This window comes from Arthrobacter sp. 05N428_2 (genome assembly GCF_056397065.1).
Map to the genome: position 1 here is coordinate 1 of NZ_JBFTMR010000010.1, position 15263 is coordinate 15263.

A 15263-nucleotide genomic window follows, 5' to 3' on the forward strand; every position below is an offset into this window, starting at 1 on the left:
TGAACTGCTCCCCGAAAGTTGGACTGAGAAATCGGTCCTTCTATCGGGGAGCAGTTTTATGCAGGACAGTAGTTCGTTATCTGAGGAACAGCGCGAGGCCGCGGTAGCGTTGTTCGAGATGGGTTGGGGCGCGAAGGCAGCGGCGACGAGGTTAGGCGTCCGCTCTAAAGCTGTCATCCGCATTCATGCCCTGTGGAGAGTTCGCGGAGGTACGGCGCTAGTGACCAAATCAACCCATCGGAAGTTCACGTTTGAGTTCAAACTCGATACGGTCCGCCGGTTCCTGGCCGGGGAGAGCCAGGTCGCCCTGGCGAAGGAGCTCCAACTCTCCTCGCCGGATCTGATCAAGAAGTGGGCGCGGATATACCGCAACGAAGGCGAGGACGGTTTACGCCCGAAATCTCCCGGACGACCACTCTCATCTCTCAGGGCGCCGGCAGAGCCGGAGTCGGAGCTGCAGCGGCTTCGCCGCGAGAACGAGCGGTTGAGGGCAGAGGTGGCCTTCTTGGGAAAAGTAAACGCCTTGAGGGACGAGGAACAGCGCTAAAAGTCCGCGCTGTCATCGCTCTCAAGGCCCAACACCGGTTGGAAGTTCYGTTGGACGTTGCCGGGCTGCCCCGGTCCACGTTCTACTATCACCAAGCTCGGCTGCTGGCTCCTGACCCGCAAGCAGAGCTCAAWGCCGCGGTCACGGGCATCTTTGAGAAGAGCCATGCCCGGTACGGGCACCGCCGTGTCCATATCGAACTGGTCAAACAAGGCTGGACGGTCGCGAAAAAGACCGTGCTGAAGCTGATGCGTTCACTGCGGCTGGTCTGCAAGGTCCGGCGGAAGAAGCGCTACAACTCCTATCAGGGCGAGCAGGGCATCGTGGCCCCGAACCTGTTGAAACGCCAGTTCGAAGCAGATGCCCCCAACCAGAAATGGGTGACCGATGTGACCGAGTTCAGCGTCGGCGACAGGAAACTGTACCTCTCACCGGTCATGGATCTCTTCGATCGGCAGATCATCTCCTACGCCCTTGGCCTCTCACCCAATCTGGAGCTCACCAACTCCTCGCTGCGCGGCGCACTGGCCACCCTGGAGGTCGGACAGGAACCGCTCGTGCACTCCGACCAGGGGTTCCAGTATCAGCACTACTCCTGGCGCAAGCTCCTGCAGACCGCGGGCGCGGTCCAATCGATGTCCCGCAAAGCCAACTGCTACGACAATGCCGTCATGGAGAACTTCTTCGGACACCTCAAAGAAGAGCTCTTCCACCGCGTCCGATTCATCAGCACCGACGCCCTGGCATCAGCGCTGCACGAATACATCCACTGGTACAACACCGAAAGAATCTCCACCAAGCTCAAGGGCCTCAGCCCCGTGCAATACCGTGCTGAGACCCTCGCAGGTTAGGACCCCCGGCGGGCGCTGGAGCATACGACCTTTGATCAGAGGGTCTTTTTGTTGGCCCGGCGGTTCAGAGCATAGGACCAAGCGCCGATGAGGGCGCCGAAAAGGCCAAGACCGGCGGAGATGTAGTCCCCACGGATGAGCTGAATCAAGGCGATTATCGCCAGCCCAACCGTCCCTATGAGAATGAGAATTCGACTCGTCTTTGGGCTCAAGGAGCTTCCCTTCGTCAGGACCCGCTGCCGTGCCCTTTGAATGGCGCCCAACTACGGATTGAAGCGAGTCTAGAGCCTCATGTCAGGGGCTTCAATCAAGTGCCACGGTCCTGTCCATGAGCATCCCCAAGGCCAACGCGAAGTCCCCGCAGTGTCGACGCCGTTTCGAAGCAGACACTCACTTACAAAGGAAGGCTCCGTCCCTAATGGGACGGAGCCTTCTCAGAAGGGCCGATCGCTGGCCGCTAAAGTGGAGACATCGCATTTGCGAGTCCAACTTTCGGGGACCAGTTCACGCGGGGCGGCCAAAGCGGTCGGCCAGGTCCAGCAGCGCCTTGGCCACGCGGCCCGGAACGTCGGAGAAGACCAGGTCGGAGAGTGAGTCGTTGGTGCGGCGCAGGCGCCGGGCGAGGGCCTGCAGCAGCTGGGCCGAGACCTCCGGGCGGGTGCGCAGGAGGGCGTTGAGGCTCTCGTTCCGCAGGCCGGCCAGCCGGGTTTCGGAGACGGCCGTGGCCGTGGCGGTGCGCGGGCTGGGGTCGAACAGGGCCATTTCGCCGAAGAGTTCGCCGGGGCCGAGAATGGCGAGCAGGGACTCGCGGCCGTCGGGGGACGTGCGGCCGAGCTTCACTTTGCCGGAGACGATGAAGTACAGCTGGTCACCCTGGTCGCCTTCCCGGAAAACCGAGGCTCCGCGTGAGAGGTCCACCTCGGTGAGTTCGTCCGTCAACAGACGGAACGCCTCGTCGTCGAGCGTGGCGAAAAGGGGTGCGCGGCGCAATACCTCGATATCCATGAAAACTCCTGACTTGCTGTGTCGGCTGGGGCGCTTTAGCCATTGTTTCAGAATTTTGCGGCTTCTGTGACGTACTTGGCACCGAAACCCCCTATACGACGCCGGAGAACGACGCCGGGCGCGACGACGCCGCACGCCCCAGCACGCCGCCGAGCTGTCGGACGCTCAGCCTCGGCGTCGGAGCTGGCCGCGGGTCGCGACGTCGGACGCCGCTGCAGGCGGCAGACAAACTGTCGGCCCGCGCCGGTAGAATGTGGACCTGACAAGTCCTTAAGGAGCCCCGGTGTTCGGCTTGACCATCCTGGACCTCGCGTTGATTCTGACGCTGCTGTCCTACCTGATCTACGGCTTGCGTAACGGCTTCCTGGTGACGTTCGGCGGCATCGCGGGGTTCGCTGCCGGCGCCGTGGCCGCCTTCCTGTCCGTACCGATCGTCAGCAAGCTGGTCGATGACCCCACCTGGCGGCTCACCGCGATCATCGCTGCGGCCGTGGTGCTGATGATGTTGGGTCACGGGCTGGGCACCGCGATCGGCCGGCGCCTCCGGAGCGTCGTTAAGATCAGCCCGCTCCGGCTGGCCGACCGTGTAGCCGGCGGCGGCGTCAACGTCGCCGTCTCCGCCCTCGTGATGTCCATGCTGGCGTTCAGCATCAGCGCCCTTGGTGTCCCCTTCGTTTCCCAGCAGCTCGCCGACTCCAAGGTGATTGGGTTTATCGACGGCGTCACACCCACACCGCTGAAGACGTCCATGGCCCAATTGCGCTCCGCCGTCATCGGCGACGGGATCCCCACCCTTTTCGAGGGCATCGGGGGTCAGCCCGTCGCGGTTCCGGATGCCAGCACCGACACCCCGGCGCTGAACAAGGCGGCCGCCTCCGTGCTGAAGATCGCCGGGACCGCCTACCAGTGCGGGCAGAACCAGACCGGAACCGGCTTCGTGGTCTCGCCCGGACGGGTGGTGACCAACGCCCACGTGGTGGCCGGTGTCCCGCAGCCCGTCGTCGAGGTCCCGGGCGGCGGAGCGCTCCCGGGCAGGGTCGTCTACTTCGACAGCCGGCACGACCTTGCCGTGCTGGCCGTCGACGGGCTGCCCTCCGCGCCGTTGCCGCTGAGCTCCAACCTTCCCGCCGGCAGCCCGGCGGCGTTCGCGGGCTATCCGCACGGCGGCCCGTTCCAGTCCAAACCCGCCACGGTGCGCGACATCGCCACCGTCCTGGTCCCGGACATTTATGGCAATAACGCTGCGGCTGAGGATGTCTACCGGATCGCCGGCGACGTCCAGCCGGGCAACTCGGGCGGACCGCTGCTCACGGCGGAAGGTCAGGTGGCCGGCGTGGTCTTCGCGAAATCCACCACCGAAAACTCGCTCGGCTTCGCGATCACCATGAACGACCTCGGTCCCGTGGCCGCGCAGGCGCCGGGGCTGGGCAACGCCGTCTCATCCGGGCAGTGCATCAAGAAGTAAGTGTGTCAGTCTTGGCCGGCATGCAGTTCGGCGAGATATTCGATGGCGAACCGGTACCCGAGGACGCCCGCGCCGGCGATCACGGCCTTGCTGATGTCCGAGAGGTAGGAGTGGTGCCGGAACGCTTCCCTGGCGTGGACGTTGGTGATGTGGACTTCGACGGCGGGCAGCTGGACCGCCGTGATCGCGTCCCTGATCGCCACCGAGGTGTGCGTGTAGGCGCCGGCGTTCAGGACGATCCCCACCGCTTTCCCGCGGGCGGCATGGATCGCGTCCACGAGGGCGCCCTCATGGTTGGACTGGAAGCATTCGACGTCGAGCCCGTGCGCTGCGGCGGTGTCCCTGGCGAGTTGTTCGACGTCGGCCAGCGTGGCCGTCCCGTACTTTTCCGGCTCCCGGGTGCCCAGCAAATTCAGGTTGGGTCCGTTGAGGACCAGGATGGTGCCGCGGCCGGCGTCCGTGGGGGTGGCTTCGCTCATGCCAGCCAATGTATCGCGTAACAGCGGGCTCTGGCCCGTGCGGGGTCCCCTGCTTGAACTGAAATGACCATCGTGCGGAGTCCCCGTGGCGGTCGGTCCGCGCACAAAAGCCCAATCTTTTGGTGCGTCATCATGCGCAACATTCACGTAGCGAACGCAATCCGCCGGGCAGCCTGGGCCCCCCCCGCACCCTGAAATCGACGGGCCCCGCCGCCACGACCTTCGAAGTCGTCGTGGTCCGCGCCCGGTAATCGCAGACGTGGGCGGCGTCGCCCTCGTACGTGGGCGGCGCCGCCGTCGGTGCCGGCCGCGGCCTGCGCCTACTGCTTAAGCGAGCGCGCGATCTGGGCCATCACGGTGTTGTCTGCCAGCGTGGTGGCGTCACCCACCTCCCGGCCTTCCGCAACGTCCTTGAGCAGGCGCCGCATGATCTTGCCGGAGCGGGTCTTGGGCAGTTCGGGGACGATCAGGATGGTCTTGGGCTTGGCGATCGGCCCGATTTCCTTGCCCACGTGGTTGCGGAGCTCCTGCACCATCGCCTCGCCCGAATCCACCGCGTCCCCGCGCAGGATCACAAACGCCACGACCGCCTGCCCGGTGGTCTCGTCCGCCGCGCCCACGACGGCCGCTTCCGCCACGGCCGGGTGGGACACGAGCGCGGATTCGATCTCCGCGGTGGAGAGCCGGTGGCCGGAGATGTTCATGACATCGTCCACCCGGCCGAGCAGCCAGATGTCGCCGTCCTCGTCCTTCTTGGCGCCGTCGCCGGCGAAATACATCGTCTCGAAGCGGGACCAGTAGGTTTCCTTGAAACGCTCCGGATCGCCCCAGATACCGCGCAGCATGGCGGGCCACGGTTCGCGGATCACCAGGAAGCCGCCGTGACCGTTGGGCACGGACTCGCCGGCCTCATCGACGACATCCACGGCGATGCCGGGCAGCGGGACCTGTGCGGAGCCAGGCTTGGTGGCCGTCACACCGGGCAGCGGCGCGATCATCTGCGCGCCGGTCTCGGTCTGCCACCAGGTGTCGACGATCGGTGCCGGGTGTTCCTTCTTCTCCCCGTGAGCTCCGGCGTTGGCGCCGATGACGTCCCGGTACCACATCCATGCCTCGGGGTTGATGGGTTCGCCCACCGAGCCCAGGACCCGGATGGAGGAGAGGTCCGACTTCGCCGGGATCTCCTTGCCCCACTTCATGAAGGTGCGGATCGCGGTGGGGGCGGTGTAGAGGATGGAGACCTTGTACTTCTCCACGATCTCCCACCAGCGGCCCTGGTGCGGGAAGTCGGGGGTACCCTCGTACATCACCTGGGTGGCGCCGTTGATCAGCGGCGCGTAGGCAACGTAGGAGTGGCCGGTGACCCAGCCGACGTCGGCGGTGCACCAGTAGACGTCCGTCTCCGGGTGCAGGTCGAAGACCGCCTTGTGGGTGTACGCGCCCTGCGTGAGGTAGCCGCCGGTAGTGTGCAGGATGCCCTTGGGCTTTCCGGTGGTGCCCGAGGTGTAGAGGATGAAGAGGGGGTGTTCGGAGTCGTGGCCGACGGCGGTGTGCTCCGCGGAGGCGGCCCCGACCGTGTCGGACCACCAGTGGTCCCGGCCGTCGTGCCAGTCCACGTCCTGGCCGTTGCGCTTGACCACGACGACGTTCTGGACGGTGTGGCCGTCACCGTCACCCTCGTGGGACAACGCGTCGTCGACGGCGTGCTTGAGTGAGCTGGGCTTGCCGCGGCGGTAGGTGCCGTCGGCGGTGACAACCAGTTTGGCCTCGGCGTCGTCGATCCGGGACCGGAGCGCCTCCGCGGAGAAGCCGCCGAAGACCACCGAGTGGATGGCCCCGATCCGGGCGCAGGCCAGCAGGGTGATGACGGCCTCGGGGATCATCGGCAGGTACACGGCGACGCGGTCGCCCTTGGCCACACCGAGGGACTCGAACGCGTTGGCTGCCTTCTTGACCTCGTCGGTGAGCTGCGCGTAGGTGTAGGTCCGGGTGTCGCCCGGCTCGCCCTCGAAGTAGATCGCGACCCGGTCCCCGTTGCCGGCCTCGACGTGCCGGTCCAAGGCGTTGTACGCGGCGTTGATTTCGCCGCCGACGAACCATTTCGCGAACGGTGCGTTGGACCAGTCCAGCGTTTCGGTGAAGTCCTTGCTCCAGCTCAGCAGGCCGCGGGCTTGCTTGGCCCAGAAGGCAGGCCGGTCGGCGTCGGCCGCGGCATAGTCCGCGGCGGTGACCACGGCGTTCGCGGCGAATTCCGCAGAGGGGGCGAACTTGCGGTTCTCCTGCGACAGGTTTTCGAAGGCATCGCCCTGTGGGGGCGTCGTCGCGGTGGAGCCTGGGGCCTGCTGGGACATGGTGAACCTCATCATTCATCGATCCGTGCTGCACGGACGTCCGTTTCCGCCGCGCTCCCGGGCCGCATGCGCGGCGTCGGGCAGCGGCTGGTCACGGGCGTACCGCAAAGAGCTGTTCCGAAATACACCCTAACGCCTGCCTCGGACGGAACGTGCGCCCGGTCACAAAGCGAACCGTGAGCGGCGTTTATTAAGCGCCGAATGGAGGACTGCAATGAGCAGCCGGGACTGGCGGAGCGGGCACGCACGACTGAGACTGGTCCCACGACGTGTAGTGACATGGGGGAGCAGATGAGACTTTGGGGCCAGAGCCCGCGCCAGCGGCGGGTGGCCGCGGTGGAGCGGCACGGAACGGCGCTGGCCGCGCTCATTCTCGCTGTGGCCCTGATGCTGACCGGCTGCGCCGGACCGCCCAGCGTGGCCGACCGCAGTTACCGCGGAACGCTCCCGACGCCGCCCGTTTCGCCGGGTGCCACGCAAGGCGCGCCGTCCGTTCCGCCGGGCGCCGTTCCCGCGCCCCGGCTGAAGCTGGGAACGCCGGAGGCGGGCTGGCTGGAGAAGCCCCGACGGTTCGGCATCACCCTGTGGGGCAGCTCCAGTTGCGCGGCCGTTCCGACCCGGATCGAAGTCACGGCCCCGGACCGGGTGCGCATCCGCTTCGAAGCGCCTGCGCAGAACCCGTGCACCGCCGACCTGGCGGCGACGACGCACGAATTCAGCGTCCCGGCCGGCGCGGACACACTCCCGCTGACAATCACACTGGTTTACGCGGAGGGCGAAGGAACCACCACGCTGGTGCTGGAGTGACGGCCGGCCAGCTAGTGATCAGTCCTGCACTTGACTAGGCTGAGATGGAGTTGTGACATCCGATGGGGGCTACAGGACCGCTGGCGGTCCAGCTTTTGCCTGCCGTTAGGCGGCACTGTCCGGAGTGCGGCCAAGCTAAGGAGAACAGAATGAACGAGCAAAGCAACGGGCAGCTCCAAGCGCCCTCCCGAAACGAAAGCCCGTCCGGGCCGGCGCAGTCCCATGGGCCGGGGGAACAACCACGCTTCACCGTCGATAAGCCGAACGTGAAGAACAACGAGGCAGTCCTGGGGCCTTTCACCGTCCGCGACCTCACCGTCTTCGGCTCCACGCTGATTCTCTTCATCGCCTCCCTGATCCCCATGTTCGCCATCCGGTACAACCTCTGGAACCTGGGCAGCCTCTTCTTCTTGGGCCTGGGCGTCCTGCTGCCGCTGATCGTCGCCGCCCTCTTTGTTGCGCGCCGGGTAAGCCCGGGCACGAAGATCCGCATCGGATCCCTCTCGATTGACCAGTTCGCCTCTGTCGTGGCGTCCTTCAGCCTGGCGTTCTTCTTCCTGGCGGCCGCCGGGGCGTTCGTGCCGAGCATGCTGCTTGGCCTCGTAGGCGCGCTTGGGCTTTTCGCGGCCACCGTGCTGGCGCGGCTGTTCCCGGCGCTCGCGGGTGATTTCCTGCACCGCGCCGAAGCGCCGGCCCACGTCGTGGCGCGGGAAGCCGCGGAGCCGGTCCGGAAGCCGCGCGCCCCGAAGCCTCCCAAGACCGCTGGCGAAGCCAAGCCCGCCAAAGAGGGAAGCAGCAGCCCGCTGGCCGGCTGGGCGAAGCGGATCGCGCCCGGCAGGCAGGGCGGCAGTTCAGCGCACGTCCCCAGGGGCCATGAGTCCAACGGTGCGCCCCACGCGGGCGCCAGCCCTGCCGCGGCTGCTGCCGGCGCGGGTGCTGCCGGCGGTGCCGGCGCCACCGCTGTGGGGGGCAGCGGTATCGAGGCGGGTGCCGTCTTCGGCGCGGGAAATAACCGCCCGGCATCCCACGAGCCGGCCACCCAGGCGCACGGCGTCGTCCCCGCCGCTTCCCCGACGCCGACGGCGGCATATGCTCCGCCCGCCGGGGCCGGAGTAGTGGCTCCTCCCGCCGAGCAGACCCAGGCCGCACCCGCACCGGCCGCTGCCGGCGCGTCGGCCGCGTCATCGGTGTCGTCCGGGCCTTCGGCCGCAAGCCACGAGGCCCCCACCGCGCTGACCCCGCAGGTCCGTGCGCAGGAGCCGATCGGCGCCACCGTGGACCCCGCGAGCCGGCCCGAAGCCGCGGCTCCGCAGCCTGCCTATGAGGCTTTCTGGTTCGCCGTCGCGCAACCCCGCACAGCTGTGGACGAGCGGACCGGCGCGCCCGCGTTCGTCGTCGAACCCGGCGGCTGGGTCCTCGCCCTGGAAGACCGCGGCCACGAGTTCCTGGTCCAGCATACGGACGGCCGTGTGGGCGTCCTCCAGGACCTCAGCAACATCGAACGCGGCTAACCGGGCCGTGGCGATCGAACCCGGGAGCGCGCAACCCCCTGGCGGGAAGACTCCCGGCGGGAAAGTCCTGAACGCGAAGTCCGGGCCGCGGGCGGGCGCGGAGTCCCTGCTGGGGCTCAAGCGCCGCGCCCGCCGGATCAACAAGGCGCTGGCGGAGCAGTACCCCTACGCGCACGCCGAACTGGATTTCCGCAGCCCGTTCGAGCTGGTGGTGGCCACTGTGCTCTCGGCACAGACCACCGACGTGCTGGTCAACCAGATCACGCCGCTGCTCTTTGCCCGCTTTCCGGATGCCCGGAGCATGGCAGAGGCCGAGGCAGCCGAACTGGAAGCCATCATCAAACCCACCGGCTTCTTCCGGGCCAAAACACGGAACCTGATGGCGCTGTGCACCAGGCTTGTCGACGACTACGACGGCTTGGTGCCCGGCCGGCTCGAAGACCTGGTCAAGCTGCCGGGCGTAGGACGTAAGACCGCAAACGTCGTCCTCGGCAACGCCTTCGGTGTCCCGGGCATCACGGTGGACACCCACTTCGGCCGGCTGGCCCGCCGCTTCGGCTGGACGGACTCGGACGATCCCGTCCGCGTCGAAGCCGACGTCGCCGAGCTGTTTGAGCCGAAGGACTGGACCATGCTCTCGCACCGCGTCGTCTTCCACGGCCGGCGTGTCTGCCATTCGCGCAAGCCGGCCTGCGGGGCCTGCGCGGTGGCGACCTGGTGTCCGAGCTACGGTGCCGGCGAGACTGACCCGGCCAAGGCCAGGAAGCTGCTGAAGTACGAACTGGCGCCGGGCCAGGAGGAGCTGCTCGGGAAGCTGCTGGCGGAAACCCACCGGGCCGCCGAAATCCGGATGGCATCGCAGAGGAGGCCGCAATGACCGCCCGCCAGGACCTGATCGACCACGTGGCCGCGGTGCAGGCAGGTACGGCGCCGGCGCCGGATCCGCGCTGGCGCGAGCTGGTGGTCGAACCCGGCGAACGAGTGCGCCGTGCCGCCGTGCTGATGCTGTTCGGCTCGCTGGACGATGTCCCCGCAACGTCGGTGAAGCTGCTGGCGCCGGCGGACCTGGATGTCCTTCTGCTCCAGCGCGCGCAGACCCTGGACGACCATCCGGGCCAGGTGGCGTTCCCCGGTGGCGGCATCGACCCCGGCGAATCCGTCACCGAGGCGGCCCTGCGCGAGGCTGAAGAGGAAACCGGCCTGGACCCGCGGGGCGTGGAGGTCCTCGGCATCATGCCCGAACTTGCCCTGCCCCGCGGGAATTTCCTGGTCACGCCGGTCCTCGGCTGGTGGGCGTCGCAGTCGCCCGTCCGGGTGGTGGACTACGGCGAATCCTCCCAGGTGTTCCGGGTGCCGGTCCGGGACCTGCTGGATCCGGACAACCGGGTCATGGCGACCGTCAGCCGCGCCGGTCAGACGTTCCAGAGCCCGGCGTTCACCGTCAACGGTGTGGTGGTGTGGGGCTTCACCGGGATGATCCTCAACCAGCTGTTCGACCAGCTGGGCTGGTCCGTCCCGTGGGACCGCACCCGGCTCCTCGGGATCGACGGCTAACGCTCCGCGGTGGCTGGGCGTGTCAGCTTGTGGAGCGGTCCACCACCAGGCCGGTGGCGGCATTTTCGCGCACCGCTGTGATGCCCGCGGCTGCGCCCCTGATGGTGTTGTAAAGCGGTGAAACAGCAAGTACTGTCCCGTCCGACGCGGTCAGCTTGAAGAAGTACGACTCGTCTCCGTCTGCTGCGATCTCGAATATGCCAGCCACTCTGCTGCCTCCCCAATGTTCGTTGCCCCGTTTTCGGGCTTTTCGAGCGTATCGGGGGTCACAGAGCGGACGCAACGCTACTGGCGGGTACGTTACCCCGGGTGTCCGGGCCGCCGCCCGCGGCGAATTTCGGGCGGCTCCCGGCGGCATTTTGGCGCTGTTTATTTGGCTTTGTCGTATGAGTCGGCGACGGCGATGCTCACCGGGAAATCCACCGGGATCCTGCCGAAGAGCAGTTCCTTCGCGGCCGCCGCAGATTCCTCGATGGCCTGGCTGCAGGCGGCAACGGCATCATCCGGGCAGTGGACCATGACTTCATCGTGCAGGAAGAAGACCAGCTCGCCGGCGGGAGAGCCTGACGCGCGCAGGGTGCGGAGCCGCCGTCGCAGTTCCGCCAACCAACAGGCGGCCCAGTCAGCGGCGGAACCCTGCACCACGAAGTTCCGGGTGAATCTCCCGCGCGAGCGTGCCAGCATATCGGCCCGGCGTTGTTCCTCCGCGGTGGCGGACTGCTGGCTGCGCCGCCACCGCTCCGAGGGTGGCGGGCTGCTGCGGCCCAGCCGGGACGTGACGGTTTTCCCTGCCTCGCCGTCGCGGGCGGCCTGCTCGACAAACCCGACGGCGCGCGGATAGGTGCGGGCCAGTTGCGGCATCAGCCGCCCGGATTCCCCGGTGGTGGCACCGTAAATGGCGCCGAGCAACGCGACCTTGGCCTTGGCCCGGTCGCCGCCGAAGCCCTGCGCGGCGATGCCGGCGTAGAGGTCCTTGTCGCGGGCGGCTTCGGCCATCCTGGAATCCTGGGCCAGCGCCACCAGCACCCGCGGCTCCAGCTGTGACGCATCGGCCACGATCAGCTTGTGGCCCGGGTCGGCGTGGACGGCACCGCGGATCTGGCGCGGAATCTGCAGCGCACCGCCGCCGCGCGACGCCCAGCGCCCGGACACCACGCCGCCCACCACATATTCGGGCTGGAACCGGCCGTCTTTAACCCAGGCGTCGAGCCACGCCCAGCCGTTGGCGGCGTGGAGTCGGGCGAGTTTCTTGTAGGCCAGCAGCGGTTCGATGGCTGGGTGGCTGGATTCCTTGAGCTCCCACTGGCGGGTGGATTTCACCTCGATGCCGTTGCGGTGCAGGGCACGCATCAGTTCCTGCGGGGAATCCGGGTTCAACGCCGGGGACTGCAACAGGCGCCGAAGCTCGGTGTTGAGTGCCTCCAGTCGGGCCGGGCGCTGGCCCTGGGGCGGCCGCGGCCCGAGATGGTCCGCGAGGATCTGCTCGTGCAGTTCTTCGCGCCAAGGCACACCGGTGTGCTGCATCTCGGCGGCGATCATGGCCCCGGCGGACTCGGCGGCGAGCAGCAGCTGGAGCCGCTGTTTTCGCCGCTCGCCGCCGGGCTCGATTCCGGCCAGGGCTTCCTGCTGAGCGGCGTACTCGGCGCGGAGCTCCTCGGGCGAATGGCGCGGCGCCGCGCGCAGCCCGGGGTCATCGAACAACGCTCCCTGGTCCGCAGGCTGGGGCGGGGGCTGCAGCACCCGCGGCGGCTGCTCGACGTCGTCATCCTGGGTCAGTTTCTCCGCGTTCCGGGCGTAATCGGTGTGCGCGGTGAACTCCGAGTGGGCCAGGATGGCGCCGCACAGGGTCAGGTCGTAGCAGCGTTCCAGTTCGACGCCGGCGCCGAGCAATGCCGGGTACCAGTCCTGCGTCCGGTGCCAGATCCAGCGCGGGCGGTCCACTTCCAGTTCACGCACGACGCCGGGCAGCTCTGCCGAGCTGACCAAGCGCGGTTCGGGGGCGGCAGGATCGGGCTCGCCCTGGGCCGTGAGCCGCTGTAGGGCTGCGCCGTCGGCGTGGGCGGCAAGCAGCAGATGCATAGGCTCAATTCTGCCCTGTCGTTCCGGTAGCGGCCGCCAGTTGCCGGAACTCGCCGCGGTTCTCCACATAGCTGGCGGCGGCGGTTCCGTCCCGTGCCCGGCACGCCCACAGTGATTGCATGAACAGGCATCAGCTACCCGAGCCCGTGGTCCCGGAACCCGTGTCCGGGACCGACCCCCAGCCCGGGCCGAGTCCCGGGTCGTGGCTTCCCGGTGAGGCGGCGGAGACGCTGCTGGTGACCGGATCCGAGGTCCTGCGGGGCGAGGTGGAGCGCATTGTCGCCGCGGCCGGGCGCCAGCTGAGCCTGGTCCGGGACGTTGCGGAGGCCGCGCCGTACTGGGACTCCGCCGACGCGGTGCTGGTCGGCAGCGATGTGCCCGAGCTGCCCTACCGGCGCCGTGCCCCCGCAGTGCTGGTGGGGCTGAGCGGCGAAGGGGACAGCCTGTGGCAGTTGGCCGCCGCGATGGGGGCCGAACGCGTGGCGGTCCTCCCCGAAGGCGGCCCGTGGCTGGCCGAGTACCTGAGCCGCTCGAACGCCCCGGATCCCGGCGGGCACGTCCTCGGCGTCGTCGGCGGCTGTGGCGGGGCCGGGGCGACGACTGCCGCGATCTGGCTGGCGCAGGCCGCCGCAGGCCTCGGCGCCCGCGTGCTCCTGGTCGACGGCGATCCGTGGGGCGGCGGGCTCGAACTGGCACTCGCCGCGGAAGACGCCCCCGGGCTCCGCTGGCCCGACCTCGCCGAGGCCAGCGGCAGCATCGACCCGGACCAGCTGCACGAGGCGCTGCCCGAAGCGGGCGGCTTCTCCTTCCTGTCCTGGCCGGGCAACCGTGAGCGGCCCAAGGCAGTCGACGCGGCCGCTGTGGCCGGGGTGCTCGACGCCGCGAGGCGCTGCTACGAGCTGGTCCTGCTGGACATCGGCCGCGGCCGCGAGCCGCTGCGTACCTTGGCGTGGGAATGCGACCGGGTCCTCGTCGTGCTGCCGGCCCAGCTCCGCGCCGCGGTGGCATCCGCCCGTCTCGTGCCGGAGCTTCCGCCGGTGGACACCGCACTGGTGATCCGCGCGAAACCCGGGGCGGCGCTGGACTTCCAGCTCATCGCCGAAGCCGTGGGACTGCCCGTGCAGAGCATCATGCCCGAGGTCCGCGGCACGGCCGCGGCCACGGAACTCGGCCGCCTGCTGGAGACCGGCGTGCGGCGCAGCGTGCAGCGCTTCACCGACGCCATCCTTGACTTCAGCGCGGACGAGTACCCGTGAACTCGCACGCGGTTCCGGACCCGCGGGAACCGCCGCATCCGGGAAACCCGGCGGCTCGCCGGCAGTTGCGGGGCGCCCAGAAACGGGTGGATGCACGCCTGCTCGATGCGGTCCGCGAATCGGTTATGGCCGACGCCGGTCCGGTCACTCCGTCCCGGGTGGCCGCGGCCGTGCAGGCTAGCGGCCGGGTGCTCGGCACCGCCGGTGCGCTGGCCGCCGTCGAAAGCATCAGCGCCGAACTGAACGGGCTGGGGCCGCTCCAGCCGCTGACCCGTGACCCGCTGGTGACGGACATCTTCGTCAACGGCCCGGACTCGGTCTGGCTGGACCGCGGGCGCGGTCTGGAGCGTGTCCCCGTCACCTTCGCCGGCGAAGCCCAGGTCCGCGCGCTGGCGGCCCGGCTCGTGGCCGCCGGCGGCCGCCGGCTGGATGACGGGTCGCCTTGCGTGGATGTCAGGCTCGACGGCGGCTACCGGGTCCACGCCGTTCTGCCGCCGGTTTCCACCACCGGCACCCTCCTAAGCGTGCGGATCCGGCGCGCGTCTGTCTTCTCCCTGGCCGAGCTCAGCCGCGGCGGCATGTTCGGCCCGTTGGTCCAAGATGTCCTGGGGCGGATGGTGGCCCGCCGCCTCAGCTTTCTCGTCAGCGGCGCCACCGGCTCGGGAAAGACGACGCTGCTCGCCACCCTGCTGGGGCTGTGCCGGCCGGCGGAGCGGCTCGTCCTGATCGAGGACGCCTCGGAGCTGAACCCCGTTCATCCGCATGTGGTGTCCCTCGAGTCGCGCCACAGCAATCTCGAAGGCGGGGGCACCGTCGATCTGGCCGAGCTGGTTCGGCAGGCCCTGCGGATGCGGCCGGACAGGCTGGTGGTCGGGGAGTGCCGCGGCGCCGAGGTCCGCGAGCTCCTCGCCGCGATGAACACCGGGCACTCCGGGGCCGGCGGGACGATCCACGCCAACACCGCCGCGGGGGTCCCCGCCCGGCTCATGGCGCTCGGCGCGCTCGCGGGGATGGGACCGGAAGCTGTCCGCCTCCAGGCCGCCAGCGCCCTGGACGCCGTGGTCCATCTGGAACGGACCCGGCTTGGCCGGCAGGTGGCATCCATCGGGCTGGTCGGGGAAAACGGCGCCGGCCTGGCCGTGGCGGCGGCCTTGGAAACAGTCGGAGGCGAGGTCCACGCCGGTCCCGCGTGGCCGGAGCTTGCGGCCAGGCTGGGCCTGGACCCGGTTGCCGGGCCGGGGACCGCACCCCCGATGCCGCCTGTCACCGGGCCGGGGCCGCCATGACGGCCGCCCTGACCGGGATCCTGGCCCTGGCGTTGTGGTTGGCACTCTCGCCGTCGGACGGGGCCAGACGGC

13 protein-coding genes and 1 pseudogene are annotated in these 15263 nt (G+C 68.7%); 9 read left to right on the top strand and 5 right to left on the bottom strand.

The window, feature by feature from the left end:
- Together AC1DGI_RS12210 and AC1DGI_RS12215 are read left to right on the top strand one after the other, a co-directional pair.
- A partial coding sequence (locus tag AC1DGI_RS12210) for a helix-turn-helix domain-containing protein (protein WP_476899034.1) occupies window positions 1–547 on the top strand: 547 nt, incomplete at its 5' end.
- A 14-nt stretch (window positions 548–561) separates the two neighbouring features.
- A complete protein-coding gene (locus AC1DGI_RS12215; protein WP_476899133.1) occupies window positions 562–1398 on the top strand; it encodes an IS3 family transposase in 837 nt (278 codons plus the stop codon).
- Between the two features lie 507 nt (window positions 1399–1905).
- Here AC1DGI_RS12215 and AC1DGI_RS12220 read toward each other — a convergent pair.
- A pseudogene (locus AC1DGI_RS12220) lies at window positions 1906–2403 on the bottom strand (Crp/Fnr family transcriptional regulator); the annotation flags it as partial.
- Between the two features lie 283 nt (window positions 2404–2686).
- On the opposite strand from AC1DGI_RS12220, the gene AC1DGI_RS12225 reads away from it, so the two are divergent.
- Window positions 2687–3868: a MarP family serine protease gene (locus tag AC1DGI_RS12225; protein WP_441399696.1), complete on the top strand. Its 1182-nt coding sequence runs from the start codon at window positions 2687–2689 to the stop codon at window positions 3866–3868.
- A gap of 5 nt (window positions 3869–3873) precedes the next feature.
- Here AC1DGI_RS12225 and aroQ read toward each other — a convergent pair whose 3' ends face one another.
- A complete protein-coding gene (gene aroQ, locus AC1DGI_RS12230) occupies window positions 3874–4347 on the bottom strand; it encodes a type II 3-dehydroquinate dehydratase (protein WP_441399697.1) in 474 nt (157 codons plus the stop codon).
- Window positions 4348–4667: 320 nt separating this feature from the next.
- Window positions 4668–6698, bottom strand: a complete 2031-nt coding sequence (gene acs / locus AC1DGI_RS12235) for an acetate--CoA ligase (protein WP_476899134.1) — start codon at window positions 6696–6698, stop codon at window positions 4668–4670.
- 291 nt (window positions 6699–6989) lie between these two features.
- Between acs and AC1DGI_RS12240 the strand changes: the two genes are divergently transcribed.
- The 4 genes from AC1DGI_RS12240 (at window position 6990) to AC1DGI_RS12255 (ending at window position 10570) form a co-directional block, all read left to right on the top strand.
- Entirely contained in the window at window positions 6990–7505 is a 516-nt protein-coding gene (locus AC1DGI_RS12240) for a hypothetical protein (protein WP_476899035.1), read from the top strand.
- A gap of 149 nt (window positions 7506–7654) precedes the next feature.
- Window positions 7655–9016: a hypothetical protein gene (locus AC1DGI_RS12245; protein ID WP_476899036.1), complete on the top strand. Its 1362-nt coding sequence runs from the start codon at window positions 7655–7657 to the stop codon at window positions 9014–9016.
- Window positions 9017–9083: 67 nt separating this feature from the next.
- A complete protein-coding gene (nth, locus tag AC1DGI_RS12250) occupies window positions 9084–9893 on the top strand; it encodes an endonuclease III (protein WP_476899135.1) in 810 nt (269 codons plus the stop codon).
- Window positions 9890–10570, top strand: coding sequence for an NUDIX hydrolase (locus AC1DGI_RS12255; protein WP_441399700.1), 681 nt, complete (start codon window positions 9890–9892; stop codon window positions 10568–10570). Before nth ends, AC1DGI_RS12255 begins: the two co-directional genes overlap by 4 nt.
- 22 nt (window positions 10571–10592) lie before the next feature.
- Here the strand turns inward: AC1DGI_RS12255 and AC1DGI_RS12260 are convergent, their stop codons facing one another.
- On the bottom strand, window positions 10593–10778 hold the full coding sequence (locus AC1DGI_RS12260; protein WP_441399701.1) for a YegP family protein: 186 nt from the start codon (window positions 10776–10778) through the stop codon (window positions 10593–10595).
- Window positions 10779–10939: 161 nt separating this feature from the next.
- Window positions 10940–12649, bottom strand: coding sequence for a bifunctional 3'-5' exonuclease/DNA polymerase (locus AC1DGI_RS12265; RefSeq protein ID WP_476899037.1), 1710 nt, complete (start codon window positions 12647–12649; stop codon window positions 10940–10942).
- A 119-nt stretch (window positions 12650–12768) separates the two neighbouring features.
- On the opposite strand from AC1DGI_RS12265, the gene ssd reads away from it, so the two are divergent.
- Both ssd and AC1DGI_RS12275 read left to right on the top strand, forming a co-directional pair.
- Window positions 12769–13905, top strand: a complete 1137-nt coding sequence (ssd, locus tag AC1DGI_RS12270; protein WP_476899038.1) for a septum site-determining protein Ssd — start codon at window positions 12769–12771, stop codon at window positions 13903–13905.
- Window positions 13902–15191 (top strand): TadA family conjugal transfer-associated ATPase, encoded by a 1290-nt coding sequence (locus tag AC1DGI_RS12275; protein WP_476899039.1) that lies wholly within the window; start codon window positions 13902–13904, stop codon window positions 15189–15191. The genes ssd and AC1DGI_RS12275 overlap by 4 nt, the downstream gene beginning before the upstream one ends.
- The last annotated feature ends 72 nt before the right edge of the window (window positions 15192–15263 follow it).

Excerpts from the sequence above, each read along its gene's own strand:
- AC1DGI_RS12265 (WP_476899037.1), bottom strand. The coding sequence starts at position 12,649 with ATGCATCTGCTGCTTGCCGCCCACGCCGACGGCGCAGCCCTACAGCGG.
- aroQ (WP_441399697.1), bottom strand. The coding sequence starts at position 4,347 with ATGAGCGAAGCCACCCCCACGGACGCCGGCCGCGGCACCATCCTGGTC.
- AC1DGI_RS12240 (WP_476899035.1), top strand. The coding sequence starts at position 6,990 with ATGAGACTTTGGGGCCAGAGCCCGCGCCAGCGGCGGGTGGCCGCGGTG.
- acs (WP_476899134.1), bottom strand. The coding sequence starts at position 6,698 with ATGTCCCAGCAGGCCCCAGGCTCCACCGCGACGACGCCCCCACAGGGC.
- AC1DGI_RS12255 (WP_441399700.1), top strand. The coding sequence starts at position 9,890 with ATGACCGCCCGCCAGGACCTGATCGACCACGTGGCCGCGGTGCAGGCA.
- AC1DGI_RS12245 (WP_476899036.1), top strand. The coding sequence starts at position 7,655 with ATGAACGAGCAAAGCAACGGGCAGCTCCAAGCGCCCTCCCGAAACGAA.
- ssd (WP_476899038.1), top strand. The coding sequence starts at position 12,769 with ATGAACAGGCATCAGCTACCCGAGCCCGTGGTCCCGGAACCCGTGTCC.